The organism is Terribacillus sp. DMT04 (assembly GCF_019056395.1).
Classification (GTDB): Bacteria; Bacillota; Bacilli; order Bacillales; family Amphibacillaceae; genus Terribacillus; species Terribacillus aidingensis_A.
The window spans coordinates 3085261-3101150 of sequence record NZ_CP077639.1 but is presented as its reverse complement, the minus strand read 5'-3'; the positions used below and the strand labels follow the sequence as shown (position 1 = coordinate 3101150).

At 42.2% G+C, this 15890-nt stretch carries 14 protein-coding genes; 8 read left to right on the top strand and 6 right to left on the bottom strand.

Annotation, left to right across the window (positions count from 1 at the left end; all coding sequences use genetic code 11):
• Nucleotides 1–255 precede the first annotated feature (255 nt).
• Complete coding sequence (gene nhaC, locus KS242_RS15945; RefSeq protein WP_254391740.1) at nt 256–1674, top strand: Na+/H+ antiporter NhaC; 1419 nt, start codon at nt 256–258, stop codon at nt 1672–1674.
• 86 nt (nt 1675–1760) lie between these two features.
• On the opposite strand, the gene KS242_RS15940 is transcribed toward nhaC, so the two are convergent.
• Nucleotides 1761–2453: a DUF421 domain-containing protein gene (locus KS242_RS15940; protein WP_217322241.1), complete on the bottom strand. Its 693-nt coding sequence runs from the start codon at nt 2451–2453 to the stop codon at nt 1761–1763.
• A 102-nt stretch (nt 2454–2555) separates the two neighbouring features.
• On the opposite strand from KS242_RS15940, the gene KS242_RS15935 reads away from it, so the two are divergent.
• The 6 genes from KS242_RS15935 (at nt 2556) to KS242_RS15910 (ending at nt 7858) form a co-directional block, all read left to right on the top strand.
• Nucleotides 2556–3110 (top strand): DUF3267 domain-containing protein, encoded by a 555-nt coding sequence (locus KS242_RS15935; protein WP_217322240.1) that lies wholly within the window; start codon nt 2556–2558, stop codon nt 3108–3110.
• A gap of 107 nt (nt 3111–3217) precedes the next feature.
• The gene (locus tag KS242_RS15930) at nt 3218–4255 is read left to right on the top strand and encodes a polysaccharide pyruvyl transferase family protein (RefSeq protein WP_217322239.1); all 1038 of its coding nucleotides are present in this window, start codon (nt 3218–3220) and stop codon (nt 4253–4255) included.
• 159 nt (nt 4256–4414) lie between these two features.
• Complete coding sequence (locus KS242_RS15925) at nt 4415–5830, top strand: YfcC family protein (protein WP_217322238.1); 1416 nt, start codon at nt 4415–4417, stop codon at nt 5828–5830.
• An 18-nt stretch (nt 5831–5848) separates the two neighbouring features.
• A complete protein-coding gene (locus KS242_RS15920; RefSeq protein ID WP_217322237.1) occupies nt 5849–6988 on the top strand; it encodes a M20 metallopeptidase family protein in 1140 nt (379 codons plus the stop codon).
• 207 nt (nt 6989–7195) lie between these two features.
• Nucleotides 7196–7381, top strand: coding sequence for a nucleoside triphosphate pyrophosphohydrolase family protein (locus KS242_RS15915; RefSeq protein ID WP_254391739.1), 186 nt, complete (start codon nt 7196–7198; stop codon nt 7379–7381).
• A gap of 144 nt (nt 7382–7525) precedes the next feature.
• A complete protein-coding gene (locus KS242_RS15910) occupies nt 7526–7858 on the top strand; it encodes a hypothetical protein (protein ID WP_217322236.1) in 333 nt (110 codons plus the stop codon).
• Nucleotides 7859–8194: 336 nt separating this feature from the next.
• Here the strand turns inward: KS242_RS15910 and KS242_RS15905 are convergent, their stop codons facing one another.
• The 5 genes from KS242_RS15905 to KS242_RS15885 form a co-directional block, all read right to left on the bottom strand.
• Entirely contained in the window at nt 8195–9016 is an 822-nt protein-coding gene (locus KS242_RS15905) for a hypothetical protein (protein WP_217322235.1), read from the bottom strand.
• A 234-nt stretch (nt 9017–9250) separates the two neighbouring features.
• Complete coding sequence (locus KS242_RS15900) at nt 9251–11194, bottom strand: S9 family peptidase (RefSeq protein ID WP_217322234.1); 1944 nt, start codon at nt 11192–11194, stop codon at nt 9251–9253.
• A 99-nt stretch (nt 11195–11293) separates the two neighbouring features.
• Entirely contained in the window at nt 11294–12193 is a 900-nt protein-coding gene (locus tag KS242_RS15895; RefSeq protein ID WP_371747561.1) for an NAD(P)/FAD-dependent oxidoreductase, read from the bottom strand.
• 60 nt (nt 12194–12253) lie between these two features.
• The gene (locus KS242_RS15890) at nt 12254–12694 is read right to left on the bottom strand and encodes an Rrf2 family transcriptional regulator (RefSeq protein WP_217322232.1); all 441 of its coding nucleotides are present in this window, start codon (nt 12692–12694) and stop codon (nt 12254–12256) included.
• Nucleotides 12695–12774: 80 nt separating this feature from the next.
• A complete protein-coding gene (locus KS242_RS15885; RefSeq protein ID WP_217322231.1) occupies nt 12775–13704 on the bottom strand; it encodes a LysR substrate-binding domain-containing protein in 930 nt (309 codons plus the stop codon).
• A 139-nt stretch (nt 13705–13843) separates the two neighbouring features.
• Here KS242_RS15885 and KS242_RS15880 point away from each other — a divergent pair, with 139 nt between their 5' ends.
• Entirely contained in the window at nt 13844–15850 is a 2007-nt protein-coding gene (locus KS242_RS15880) for a YhgE/Pip domain-containing protein (RefSeq protein ID WP_217322230.1), read from the top strand.
• Nucleotides 15851–15890 lie beyond the last annotated feature (40 nt).

The window sequence follows — 15890 nt, the reverse complement described above, 5'->3', positions numbered from 1 at the left end:
GTGAACATGTCTCTTATAGGGAAGATACGGCAACATATTGGAGCATATTTAAGCATGTTATCGATTAAGTGACTGTCTGGAGGAATAAGGCAATCTCATTCGGCTCATACCAGTATTATGGCATTTTCCGATAAAAGCAAAGTCCTGTAACATAGTAAGGGTAAGTTTGAAAAATGACTGTGCGGGAATAAGAACAAAGTTATGCTTAGAAAATAAGCTCGTTCAGTATAAAAACAACCTCAAGGGAGTGGTTTGTTGGAAACCGATATTAGAAAACCGTCGTTTCTGTACGCAATGATGATGATTTTATCTGTTGTGGCAGTGGTATCCGTAGGAATTTTAGCTTTTGATGCACCGATTCAAATACTGATGTTCATGAGCATGCTGGTCATCATCCCATATATGCTAAAACTTGGATTTACGTATAAGCAAATCGAAAAATCCATGACAAAGGCAATGGGAAGAGCATTGATGCCTGGTGTTATTCTTTTGACCGTCGGCGTTTTAATCGGTGCATGGATTGCCTCCGGAACAGTGCCAACATTAATCTATTATGGTGTGCAGGCAATAACACCGCAGTTCTTCTTAGTAACAACACTATTGTTCTGTTCGCTTGTCTCTGTCTCTACAGGTACTAGTTGGGGAACAGTAGGTACAGCGGGTGTTGCAATGATGGGTGTCGGTACGGCGCTTGGTATTCCGGTAGGATTGACAGGCGGTGCAATTGTCAGCGGAGCTTTCTTTGGGGATAAAATGTCTCCGTTATCAGATACTACAAATTTAGCACCTGCTGTGACAGGCGGGGATCTGTTCAAGCATATTAAGCATTTGCTATGGACAACAGTGCCATCTTATCTCATTACAGCTGGTATCTTCTTGTTTATCGGCTTGCGTTATAATGGAGCAGGAGCAGATTCGGCAAGTGTTAATCAGCTGACAGCTTATCTGGCTGATAACTTCAACTTAGGTATCTTGCCACTGCTTCCGATTATTGTGCTGATCACTTTGCTTGTCATGAAAAAGCCAGCTATTCCATCTATCTTTGTTGGTGCAGCAGTTGGCGGTTTAATCGCAGTCTTCTATCAAGGGTTTGGTTTTGCTGAGACACTTACAACGTTTTATAGTGGATATGCAGTAGAATCAGGCATTCCGATTGTCGATACGCTGCTAATGCGAGGCGGATTGACTAGTATGCTGGAATTGATTGCATTATTCTTATTCGCACTTGGATTAGGCGGTCTATTAGCGGATGCTGGTGTACTGGAAGCACTGATCGCATCATTTGCTTCTAAAATTAAACATACTGGCGTCCTCACAGTTGTGACACTAGCGGTTAGTTATTTGACGCTCATTTTGGGTGGTACCGTGTACTTCTCTACTGTTATGGGCGGAACATTAATGCGTCCGATATTTGAACGACTGAATTTGGAGCCAGAGAACTTGTCTCGTATTCTGGAAGATACCGGAACGCTTAGTTCACCATTAGTACCTTGGACCGGTGGAGGAATCTACACTGCGGGTGCACTTGGTATTGCAACGGTCACTTATTTGCCATTCTGTTTTCTCGCTTTCATTACGCCATTGTTTACCCTGCTGTATGGTATAACAGGTTGGACAATAAAAGAGAAGAAAGCTGCAGGAAAGAAACCGAAAATGAAAATTGCAGAAGCATAATACTCATAAGAGAGCACTGCCTTAGCAAGGTAGTGCTCTCTTATGTTTTTTCATTTACAGAAGGAAATCCCTTCTCTTTTGTGTAATTAATGCTTTAATGGTGGGGATTGCATGTTGTTCTCTTTCAGACTGACATGAATTTTCAAGTCAGAAGAGATGGAAGCATAAAAGACTTGATTCAACCCGATGATTCCTCTGTCTGCCAGCTGTGCTCGAAGCCACGTCTCATCCAATTGAAGATAAGCAAGGACTTCTCGTTCAATATTACCCTCTACAATGGCAGAATACGACATGACTGGGTTGCGCTGTTTCTCGTTGGAGGCTTTTAGCACACTGATTGTCCCATTCGGCTCAACAATGGCGAGCTGCACGTCGCTGATAGCAAAGACATCTTTTTGGCGAAGCATGAATAAAACGTTATCAATAGAGTATTGGATCTTTTTCATATTTTCATAAATAAAAACGCCATCTTTTATTACAACTGTTGGATTAAAGGTGAGCAGTCGTCCAACTGTCCGATTGGAGATTTTCCACTTGCCGATAGCTTTTTGGAATAAGCCAATGGCCACAATAGCTACTGCTGTAGGCAGATGATGTATCGCAGGATCAGCAATATCTGCGCCGACAACGGCACCCAATATAACAACAATCAAAAAATCAAATACAGGCATTTCTCCAATTGCGCGTTTACCCATGTATAATGTTATGAAAAGCATAAGTGGAACGATGGTGACTATCCGGACGAGGACAATGATATTATCGTGTATAAAACCTGGCATCATGCAGCTCCTTTCATATAACAGCATTACCAGTCAGCATTGCTTTCAAAACCGCCAGCATAAGATAGTTGGTACAAATACCAAAGAGGAGAGGTACTGGGCATGCACAGGCAAGAGATATTATTTGATATGCAAAAACTCCAGAAACACGCAGCACTTCTGACATTTGGATTGATGCTAGCAGCTAGTTTTATTTACTTCATGATTCATGGAATGGAGATTTACATAACCCTAACTGGATGTGCTGTGTTTTTTGTACTCACAGGTCTGGGAATTGTTCTGCATGAATTTTTACACGGTATCGGATTTATTTGTTTCGGAAAAGTAAAGCTAAAACAAGTTGAGTATGGTGTTAGTTGGAAACAAGGTATTGCTTATGCGCATTGCAAAGTACCGATTCGGTTAAGGGCATATCGTATTGCGCTGCTGATGCCTGTTATTTTGACAGGTCTGCTGCCGCTGCTGCTTGCTTATATCATTGGAAGCGGCATGCTGCTTGCCGTTTCTGTCATATTGACTGCAGGTGGTATCGGCGATTGGCTGGTTTTCCGCAGTTTGATGAAATACGATGCCAGTCAGCAAATATTGGATCACCCGACCAAAGTAGGGTACTTTATTTATACAAATGCATCAGAAGGTAAAGAGGAAACAACATAAACTTGCTTTCTGTACAAATGGTAGAAATTGAAACTCCTATTAAGCATAAATTCTTTTGTTTTGGGGAATGGAATAATAACAAAAGAAGCTGCAGGAGGTTATAAATTATGACAATACAAGCAATAGATACAAATAAATTAGCAAAAGGTATCGGTCCGAACGTTTCTACAGAGGCATTCACAAATGATAAGCGCAAGGTATTCTTATTCGGTTCACCAAGCTACACAAATATAGGTGACCAAGCAATTGCATACAGCATTGAACAGTTCATCACAAGCCGTTTCCCATATTACGAATACATCGAGATCATGGACTATGCGACAGATGAAGGAATTGAAACTGTTAAAAAGATTATTCAAGAAGATGATATTGTAATGTTTACTGGCGGAGGCAACCTTGGCAGTCTGTATTTAGATATAGAAGAAGATCGCCGCAAAGTATTCGCTGCTTTCAAGGATTACAAGTCTATTTCCATGCCGCAGTCTGTATTCTTTGAGGATAACGAGCATGGCGAGCAGGAGAAGAAGAAAACGCAGGATGCGTATCATCAGAATAAGAATCTGACAATCGCTGCCAGAGAGAATCAAACGCTTGATATTGTGAGACAGACATTTGATTCAAAAGTAATTTATACACCGGATATGGTTATGTCACTCGATTATGTACCTCGCCAAAAAGAACGCGAAGGTGTCATGTTTTTCCTTCGCGCAGATAAAGAAAAGGTGATGGAAGAAGAATTTGTTGCTGAGTTAATGGAGTGGACGAAGAAGTACGGCTCTGTAGATCGCGCAGATACCGTTCTGGATGAGAATATCGTGCCAACAATTGATTACGCAGATCGTGAGAAGCATTTCCTTGAGATGCTGGATCTTATTAGCTCTAAGAAGTTAATTGTTACAGATCGCCTGCACGCCATGATTTTCTCTATTCTCACAAAAACCCCTTGCTTGGTCTTCGGCAACAGCTATGGAAAAGCAAAGCACTCTTATCAAGACTGGCTTGATTCCATTCGCTTCGTTGAATATACAGATTCTGAGGATGTCGAGCTGCTAGAACAGTTAGCTGAGAAATTAATGCAGGAAGAACCAAATGAAGTAGATTTGCGCAAAGACTATCAGCCATTAGTTGATTTCTTCCGTAGCTGAAAGGAAAGCTAGAATCTTAGGATTCTAGCTTTTTTTGTATGTGTTCGTATAAATAATCCAAAAATATTATGAATATAAGGTTGTATTATTATGATTATAGTTGTATATTTATTAAACAATATACAATCACGATTTGTTCTAACAAGGGAGTACAACCAGATGAACAGTTTACAAGAATCGCAGCAGCTGTCTGCTAAGAAAAAGAAACCAAAACAATTTAATGTCTACGTGATGATTTTTGCATTCATCATTGTAGCTGCAATATTAACTTATATCGTTCCAGGCGGAGCTTACGATCATGTGGAGCAGGATGGCCGCAGTGTTATCTTGCCGGAAACATTCCATTATATTAATGGAGAGAATGTTGGTTTGCTTGGGATTTTCAATAGTATTCATGCTGGTATGGTCAATGGTGCGAATATTATCTTTTTCGTCCTTATAGTTGGCGGTGCATTTGGTATTTTTACCGCAACAGGAGCTTTAGATGCTTTCATCTATATGCTTAGCAGAAAAATGGCGAAGAAAGAGATGCTTTTGATTCCTGTTTTGATGCTTTTCTTTGCAGCAGCAGGAGCTTTAATGGGGATGTCAGATGAGACAATTGTGTATGTTGCCATCTTGGCACCGATGACAATAGCGCTCGGATTTGATGCATTAACTGGGTTTGCAATTGTGGTGCTTGGCGCTGGCGTGGGCTTTACAGCTGCTGTCATGAATCCATTTACAGTCGGAATTGCCCAAGGTATTGCGGAACTGCCAACATTCTCGGGCATTGGCTTTCGAATTGTTGTTTTTGTCATCTTATACCTAGCAGCCGTTTTCTATGTGATGCGGCATGCCAAGAAGGTGAAAAAGAATCCGGAGCTTGGCATATACGGGAAATTCAGCAGAAAGGCAGATGCATCTGCCATAAAAAATACTGCCAAGATGACCACGCGTCATAAGCTAGTATTAGCTGCTTTCTTGGTCAACTATGTGGTATTGATTATCGGTGTGCTGAAATATGGCTGGTATATTACCGAAATTGCAGGATTATTCCTATTGTTCGGTGTAATCATGGGGATTTTAGGAGGTATTTCTCCTTCTGGTATAGCTGATAACTTTATTCTTGGAGCGAAGGACTTACTTGGCGGCGCATTAATCATTGGATTTGCACAGGCAATTCTCGTTATTTTTAATACATCCGGTATGATGGATACTTTCTTGTATCACGCTGCCAATGCGTTAGAAACTATTCCGGCTGCATTATCTGCTGTAGGCATGCTGTTTTTACAGATGGGAATTAACTTCTTTGTTCCATCTGGTAGTGGACAAGCAGCACTCACCATGCCATTGATGGCGCCATTATCCGATATGATCGGTGTAACAAGACAAACAGCGGTATTGGCTTATCAATTTGGTGATGGAATCTCGAACATGATTTTGCCAACTGGTAATATCATTGCACTGCTGGCAATTGCCGGTATTGGTTATGGCAAATGGGTCAAATGGTTTTTACCGTTTTTCTTTATACAGATAGGTATTGCCATTATCACTTTGATTGTGGCACAAGCAATCCAATACGGACCGTTTTAATAGAAGGAGTAAATCGTTATGGTATCTGAAAGATTAATTGAACAGGCGATTCAAGATCGTCGTCATTTGCACCAATATCCAGAGCTTTCTGGAGAAGAATATGAAACAGGAAAGTATGTCCAAGCTAGACTTGAAAAACTTGGCATTGAGATACTAGATTATCAGCCGCCAAGTGTTGTTGGTTATGTGAAAGGTACAAAGGGAGATAAAACAATTGCGCTTCGTGCGGATATGGATGCCCTCCCGATAGTAGAAGAAGGCGACAAACCTTATATTTCTAAACATCATGGTATTTCTCATATGTGCGGCCATGATGGACATACAGCTATCCTGCTGGCGGTAGCAGAGTGGATTTCGCAGCATCGTGAGAAAGTAGAACCTAACATCGTACTTCTGTTCCAATCTTCCGAAGAGGCTTCGCCAAGCGGTGCAGATAAACTGATCAAAGAAGGGGTACTGGAAGGTGTGGACAGCATCTACGGTATCCATGTAGATGCAGGTTTGGCGAAAGGTCAATTTGGTACGCGTCCTGGTGCAATGATGGCATCTGTAGACGACTTTGAGATTAAAATTCAAGGTTCCGGCGGCCATGCTTCAACACCGCATTTGACAGTAGATCCTATCTATATCGCAACACATGTTATCCAAGCTTTGCAAAGCATTATCAGTCGTAAGCTTAATCCAATGGACGCGAGCGTCATCTCTGTCGGAAAAATAGAAGCAGGTAACACGTACAATGTAATTCCAGACGCAGCTAAAATCATCGGGACCATGCGCTCCTTCTCTACAGAAGCGGTGCAAATAATCCAAGAACAGATTACCAAGCTAACGACCGGCATCTGTGAATCATTCGGCGCCACAGCAGAAGTTGACTTCATCGTTGGCACACCACCGCTCATCAACGATGAACAAGAAGCTGCATTTGCAGAAAAAGTACTGCAAGAAACATTTGGTACAGAACGATACGAAGAGCTCGAGCCGGTAATGGGCTCAGAAGATTTTTCTTATTACTTACAGAAAATCCCGGGGGTATTCATTAAGGTCGGTATGCAAGGAGAGAAAAGTCAGTATCCGCACCACCATCCGAAATTTGATATTGATGAAGATGTGTTTGGGGATGCAATTGAGGTGTTCTTAAAACTGATACAAAATAGCTAATAACCTAAGCTAGAGAGGGAGTACCCCTTTCTGGCTTTTTGTTATTTGCTAGCTTAGAAGGCTCGTTATAATAGAGAAAAGAAGTCATAGAAAGCGGTAATCCAGATAAACAATTTTAATTAAGAGGTCTCAGCACATACAAATTAGTCCGTGATCATATACCTCAGATTATTGAACAGACTGGCAGGGTTCCTGAAGTAAGAATACTTGATCAGAAATGCGGAGAAAAGAACAGAAATAGTAGAAGAAGCAGCAGATTTAGCAGAAGTATTATATATGATGCTAGAGAACCAAGGTATTACATATGAAGAGGTAGAGCAAGTGCGTCAGCAGAAGAAGCTGGAACGAGGCGGGTTTAAGGATAGACTGTTTCTAGTGGAGGTAGATGATTGAGTCACAAGCTAAGGCAGAGATTTAGTCATAAATACCCTCTTCATGCTCGTATTTATAAGAAAAAAGTCTTGCGATGCTTTCTCAAAATCCTTAACATAGTAAAAGTGTGAAATTATTACATAGTTATGTATTGGAGAGATTGCAATGAAAAAAACACTTATTGGCATGCTTCTGCTAATGGTCATCATCTTAGCAGCATGTGGAAAACCGAATATTGAAGGGACATGGAAAGGTGGAGATTCATATGGTGATTCTCTTACTTTTATGTTCTCTGACGACGGAACAGCTACTCTGGTCGATGAATATGCAGGCGATATGAAAATGGAGTACAGCATCAATGATGAAGGGAATGAACTTACCCTTACATATGAAGGCGAAAGTGCAGTTCTTGGATTTGAACAGAAAAGCAAGGATGTTATTAGAATAACAAATCCTGTGGATGAGGACGATGAGCCCATTACATTAACGAAACAATAAGAAAAAGCTGACCGGATTGGTCAGCTTTTTTCGTATAAGCACAGCACGCTTAAACTTGAACGCTAGTCTTATAGACACAGAAAATCGTTGCCGCAAAAGCTTTGAGAAATGTAATGATTCAATCACTTTGAAGAGAAATAGCAGCTTTCTATCAAGAGCTGCGAGATAGACAATTCCTTGAATTGATTATGAAGAGGAATGATTGTCTGGTGACGAATGCTGACACAGAGGTCTTATCTGAACAGATGCTGCATTATTCTGAGAAAAATGTTGTAATGTTATATCTTTTCTCCTATCAAAATGGTTTTGATACGATATGGACACCAAGAACCAGGTTCAATTAGCTGAACCTGGTTTTATTGATTCTGCTGCATCCATTGCTGCATCTAATTCTTCCAGCTTGACCTCTGCTTGTCTAAAATCCTCCACCAACCCATTAAGCTTTTCATCCATACTTTCTGGGGTATTAGTAGTTGCATATGTAATTAGCGCTTGTACTTGCCGGTCCAGGGAAGAGCGTAAGTTATTCGTAATGTAAATAATGCTGTTGGTTTCTGATTTGGATAAGACGTTTGGATAGGATTGAAGCATCTTCTCGATATGATTCAATTGTGCATATTCCTCTTCATTTAAAGAACTGATAGTAATATTGGATTGCGTGAGCATTTGCTTCGTTGTTTTGTTTTCGTTCTCTGACATAAAAATGCGCAGTTTATTTTTCTCGCTTGGAAAGCGAATCTTTTCAATGAGCTCGTGCAGGTTCTGGCTTATCGAAGCTTTATATAGGGGCTGGGCGGTTTGCCAAAGCTTGGATGCGTCTTTCTGCTGCTGCTTTGTCATGTTATCGATGTCCTCGTGCAGGGTCTTTATAGCCGGGCTGATGTCATTAGAAGAATCGATAATAGCTTCACTGCCAGCAGCATATGCAATTATATTGAAATTGTCGCGAATGTTATAGTAGTTGGCGTAATTAAAAGAAGCATCTTGTTCTTTGGTAGCTTGCTTATAAATGTTCATCGCATCTTTGTAGGCAGCGGATAAAGAATTCTCCTGACTGGTAGGAGGGCTTTGGTCTGCGGCGGCTTCGGTAGTGGATGTATGGCTGCATCCTGTAAAGAGCAGGGATATAAGAATAATGATTACGATATGTTTTGTCATGTCGCAGAACCTCCTTAGTGAATATGTCATAATACCTGCTATTATGACAAAAATAGAGTTCTTTTGACACACTTTATTGTTAAATTTTTCATAAAAGTATATTTCAAATGAATATAGATGTATTAATTGATTGCGCCGAGAAAGAGGTGGTCAGAGAGAAGGGGAAGATGTATTGGGATGTTTCAATTTCTATAAAAAAGGCCTCAGCTGTATAGAGTTGCTGAGGCCTTCCTTTTATATATATTGCTTCATCCACGCACAAACTTGTTCCAGCAGATCAACACGATAAGATGGTTTGCCGCTTTTCAGCAAGGTGTGATTGGATGCCGGGTATCGGATTAATCTTGTTGTTTTGTCCCAGCGCTTCAATGCGGTGTAGAGTTCATCTGCTTGGCTGACAGGGCAGCGTAAGTCTGCTTCTCCGTGGATGAGGAGCAGTGGTGTTTCCACGTCTTGTACATGTGCGATTGGAGAGTGTTCCCATAGTCTGTCAGCGTTCTCCCAGATGTTGCCGCCAACAATTCCTTCTGTGTAAGCAATACCGATATCACTTGTGTTGTAAAAGGAAACCCAGTTCGAGATACAGCGCTGTGATACAGCTGCTTTGAATTTGTTTGTTTGACCGATAATCCAATTGGTCATTAATCCGCCATAACTCCCGCCTGTAACTCCCAGACGAGATGAATCTAAGAAGGAATAGGTGTTTAGGGCAGACGCAAGTCCGGTCATAATGTCACGATAATCGCCGTTGCCAAAGTCGCCTCTGCAAGCTTGGGTCAAAGCTTGTCCATAGCCCACACTGCCTCTCGGATTAAGGAAAAGTACGGCATATCCTTGCGCGGTGAGAGCCTGCATTTCATAGCTGTACATATTGGTGTAAGCGGAGTGCGGTCCGCCATGAATTTGCAGAATGAGCGGTACTTTTCCAAGCGTAATCTCAGCAGGAGGCATCATCCATCCTTGCAGTTTGGTGCCATCAAAGGAAGTGAACCAGAATTCTTCCGGGATACTTTGCCACGTATCTTCATGGAATGCGGTATGAAAATTTGTAAGCTGTTTTTCTGTCATCGTTTCCAAATCTAGTCGATAAATCTCACTAAGACTGGTCGGTGTGAGCGCGGCATAAATAAGATAACGTCCATCTGCACTTATTGCTGCGTCATAAATATCTTTCTCTCCTGGTGTCACTTGAATCGGCGCATCCCCGGCAAAACGGTAAATATGTACTTTTCCCAGTTTGGTAACAAGCGCATAAACGGCCTTGCTGACAGGATGAACAATTGGTGCTGTGTAAGCATCCGAGAATTTCGCATCATTGAGAGAGGCGCTCCCCACATGAATGTCCTCGCTATGATGTAGTTCTGGAATACCATTTGTTCCGAGACGGTAAAGTTGATTAGAAGTACCGCTGCCGAATGCTTGATCATTTGCGATAAGCATAAAGGTTTGTTCATCAGCATTGTAAGTGAACTTTTGAATATACAAGCTGGAATCTGACCGTTTAGTAATAGTACAATCTTGTATCGCAACGGTGTAAAGATCTTGTATCTGCCTCTCCCGACGATTATAAGCATCTTCGCCTGACAAAGATCCCGCTGTAAAGGCGATGTGTTTGCTGTCTGGGAGCCATTGTGCATGGTTTACGTCGAAGGCGCCTTCTGTTAGCTGGCGAATGCTGTTATCTGCTAAACAAAACAAAAATAGATGCGTGTATGTACCAGCGTAAAAACCTGTGCCTTCTTGTTTGAAATAGATCTGTTCATATACATGTCCAAGATTGTCGGAGTTCACCTGCTTAGCCGGATCAGCATGAATAGCTGCAGTGAATAACAAATGTGAACCATCGGGTGACCATTGATAGGATAGAATGGATGCCGGGTAATCAACTAACTGTGCTGCTTTCCCCTGTCCATCCAGCATCCAGATGGCTTTTTTCTCTTTTCCGCGCAGGAAAGTAAGGCTGCCTTCAGGTGACCAAGATGGAAGCATATCAAAGCCTTCACCAGGTATTGTTTTAACGATCGAATCGCTGATTGTTTTGATAGCTGTGTGATAGTTGTTATTTTTTTTATTGATACTACGATCCACATAGGCGATTGTGTTATCAGAATGAACAGTTAAACCGGATAGCCAATGGTGATCGAGCAAATCTTCCGGGGTGAAATAACGCTTTGCCAATGTTGAAACGCCTCCCTGTCTATTTGACATTAATTGTATCGAAATATAAGGGAATGCGACAATATAAACTCCTAACGTAAAGAGCATGCAGCTAGTATTCTAGAATGCTTCCATCGTCAAATCACTGTTCACTCCTATTGCGGCAAGAGATCCGTGTGCCGCAGCGAGGATGAGTTGAGAAGGACCGGCAATAGTAGAGTCGCCTGCAGCATAAAGACCAGGAATAGAAGTTCTGCCTAAATTGTCAATCTTAATTCCGCCATTATCGTCCGTCTTATAACCAAGCGAAGAGGCGAAATGATGTGTCTGTGAGAGTTCTGTTATTACAAATCCTCCAGTGCGCGCCAATTCTTCCCCATTTTTCAAGATAACCGTTTTTAATATTCCAGCAGATCCCTCCAGTTTAGCTATCTTTTCTTCTACGACGCGAATGTCGTATTGTTGAAGCATTGCTTTATCTTCCTCGGGAATAATGGACAGCCCATTGGTGCAAACAATTAAATCCTTACTCCATTGCGAGATGACCTTTGCCATATGTGCGCCATGTTTGTTCTCTGCGATTAACACCAACGGCTGATCACGTAATTCCCACCCATCGCAATAAGGACAGCTGAACAGACTCTTTCCATACATATCGTAAATGCCTGGTACATTCGGTAAATTCTCCTTTAGCCCTGTTGCGAGAATGACTTTTTTGGCGGAGAATGTTTCGCCGTTCTGTGTTTGGAGCTGAAATGCGGATTCACTCGTTTTTTCAATCCTCACAATCTCCGTATTATGAATGGTAATGGAAGGGTACTTACGCAAGTCATCGTGTGCAAAGCTGCGAAATTCGCTTGGGGAAACGCCATCTCTTGTAATAAAACCATGGGACTCGTGCGTCACAGCATTTCTCGGCTTGGCATGATCAAATAACACAATATTTCTTCTGGCTCTGCCTAAAACAAGTGCAGCATTTAATCCAGCCGGACCTCCGCCTATAATGGCACAATCTAACATGTTCATTCCTCCTATAGATATTATGGATTGTCATTATCTTTGATTGGTATAAAGAAAAAATCAACCCGCTTCGGATTGAAGGTATTGTGAAGCTCGGCGGTCGATTTTTTCTAGTACTTGTTCAATCGTTTGTGATTGCAAGTGTTCTTCCATTTTTCTTTCCGCATCGTTCATCACGTGCTGGATGAAACAATTTTCGTTTTCGTGTGCGTGCGATTCCAGGCCGCATTGAAACAAAGGGTTTTGACCTTCCACAGCTTGGATTACATCCCAGAAAGAAATGTCTCGGACATGCTTCATTAATTTGTATCCGCCTTTTACGCCAGTTGCAGATGAGATTAACCCAGCTTTTACAAGCGTTGTCAGCACCTTCGAAAGATAAGTGGGCGAGACTTTCTGCAATTCAGCTAAAGGCTTTACACCGACTGACTTACCAGATGGAAGCAAACCAAGAAAAGCAATAGAGTGAAGTGCGTAGTTGGTAGCTTTGGAATATTTCATGACGTCAACCTCGTTATTGTAGTTTTCATGTGTCTATAATATCTTCTGGATTTAGTAAAGTCAATGTGCATGCTTTGTATTTAATTCGATTTACCCTCCATACGCTGTGCTGTAATAGCATGCAGCTTTCCTTCTAATTCATGAAAATAGCTCGTCAGGTAATGCTGGAACTGTTTTGCAATTGGGCTGAGAAATCTTCTGGAAGACCATGCTGCGCCAATCGTGCGTTCGCAAACAGGTTCACTTATCCGAACGACAGGCAGCTGTTCTACTTTGCTTCCGGTCAGGGAGACAGCCGGGATAAAAGCGATACCCAAGCCATTGCGAACAAGATCGCCAATAACACCCGGTTCATCGCCTTCAAAAGCAATATGCGGCTGAAAACCAGCTAGCTGACAATATGTATCCGTTAGACCGCGGATACCATGGCCTTCGTTCATGCTGACAAAGGCTTCTTCTCGAAGTTCTGCTAAAGTGACGGAGTGCTTTGTTTCAAGCCAGTGTCCAGGCGGGGCGATAAGCAGAATTTCTTCTGTGATCAGCGGCTGCCATTCTATATCCTCTGACTCAAAGGGAGCCGAAGTAATACAGAAATCAAGCTCGCCATTGCGCAGCTTATCCGTCATTGTCGAGACAGTGTGAACGTATTGTTTGAAGTGAACAGCAGGCTGTTTCTGCAGAAAACCGCTAATTAAATCAGGCAGTACTCTTGGAATAGTCACAGAAAGTTTTAGGCTTTTATCGGCTTCCTCATTCGAGGCATGCAGTTCTCTTCTAGCTTCCTGCAGCTCATGAAGCACCGCATCCACGCGCTTGAGAAACATCTTGCCATTGTCGTTTAATTTGATTTGGCGATTAAGACGCTCAAAGAGTTTTACACCTATATCTTCTTCCAGTCGGCTGATGGCCTTGCTAAGCGAAGGCTGGGCGATATTGAGCGCTTCGGCAGCAAGTGTCATATGTTCTAGTTCTGCGACCTTTTTGAAATAGTGAAGTTGCAGCAATTCCATATTTGGCCTTCTTTCGGATAGCTTTAGAGCTATTGTTTATAACAATATATATATTATACATCATATAAGAAAGCCGTTATGCTATTTAGATGTTCCATATAGATGTTCAATATTTCACAAAGGTAAAGGTGAGGAAACTATGAAAGGATTAAAACTAGGTTTTTTTGATATAAAGCGGATGTGGCAGCACAAGCATGGGCGAATTGCACTTCTATTTCTACTTATTATTCCAGTTATCTATGCTTCGCTGTTTCTAGGTGGTTACTGGGATCCGTACGGTCATGTAGAAGACCTGCCTGTGGCTGTTGTTAACCAAGATGAAGGTGCCAGCATGGATGGAGAACAAATGCATGCTGGGAATGATTTTATAAAAGAATTGAAAAAGAGCAAATCACTCGACTTTGATTTTGTCTCCAATGAGAAGGCAGAAGAAGGTTTGGATGACGGGAAGTATTATATGATAGTGACAATCCCGAAAGACTTCTCTGAAAGTGTTACAACCTTGAGGGATGATGAACCGCAGCAAGCGGAGCTGACGTATGAAGTTAATCCAGGGAAGAACTTTGTAGCGTCACAAATCAGTTCCTCTGCTATGGAAAAAATGAAAACAAAGCTGGCGAGCAGTATCACAAAATCATATGCTGACAGTGTGTTTACAAGTTTCCATGAAGTTGCTTCCGGCTTGCAAGATGCAGGAGACGGCGCAGGAGATTTGCATACAGGAATTACAGATGAGCAAAGCGGTCTGAAGGATTTGCAAACCGGCATTGGCGACGTGCATAATGGCGCAGCTGATTTAGCGAGCGGCGCAGATAAGCTGGCTGGTGCCCAAGGCGAATTGTCTGATGGTATTGGCAGCTTAAACACAGGTGCGAGCGATTTAGCGGACGGATTAGGGCAGCTGGATGAAGGGGCCGACTCGCTAGCAGCAAATAACGAAAAGATAGCGGATAGCTTAACTGATTGGCAGAAACAAAGCAAAAAGCTATCTGAAAACCAACAAGCATTCACATCTGGTTCAGAAGACTTGAGTAAGCTAATTGCATCTTATATGAAAGAGCACCCAGAACTTGAGGATGATCAAGCATTCCAGCAAATAGCTGCAGTATCTGACAAAATGGCAGATTCATCTGCGAAATTAGCAGACGGTCAGCAGAAGCTTGGCGAAGGTGCCAATAAACTCGCAAACAGTGAACACAAACTTGCCGATGGAGTGGATACATTCAGTGAGAAACTTGGTTCTGCTGTTAGCGGTGCAAATAAAGTAGCTAGCGGGGCAGCAGATTTGGATGATGGATTTGCTGCGTACACGAAAGGTTTCGATTCCTTACAAAGCGGCGCAGCACAGCTTGCGTCCGGTACAGATGACCTTTCCAATGGCGCAGCGAAACTTAACGATGGTATTAATAAGCTTTCCGATGGTTCGGATGAGCTTGCAACTAGCTTGCACGATGCTGCGGCTAAAACAAGTGACATTCAGTCAAGTGATGCTTTGACAACAATGTTCGCTGATCCAGTTAAACTGACAGAAAAACAACTGTCCGATGTACCGAATTATGGTGTTGGTATTGCACCGTACTTCTTGTCACTGGCATTATTTGTGGGTGGTTTAATGGCAGCTAATATCCTGCCGCTTGGCAGAAGACAGGACATGCAAGTGTCAGGCACTGTACAATTCTTCAGTAAGCTGACACTCGTTTATATCGTAGCAATTGTACAGGCGGTTATCCTTGATCTGATTTTCTTATTCGGATTCCAAGTGGATGTACAAAGTGTTCCACTGTTGTTCTTGTCCAGCATCATTGTATCCATGACAGTTATGACAATAATTCTCGCACTGGTGACGATATTCGGTAACTTAGGTAAATTGCTTGCCATTGTATTGCTAGTTATTCAGCTGGCATCCTGCGGCGGCACCTTCCCTAGCGAACTAACCGTATCTGGGTTGGCTGCTGTAGGTAAATACTTGCCAATGGCACATTCCTTGCACAGCTTGCAAGAAGCAATTACGCTAGGTGACTGGTCTGTACTAAGTCACCAGCTGATCGATTTACTTATTTATCTAGTAGTAATCGGTGTTATCGGCTGGGTGGTTTCCCATTTGCAGCATCGACCAAAACAAGATACAGAGCAAGAAGCAGCATAATGAAAAGCTCGCCTATTAGGCGGGCTTTTTGCATTGACAT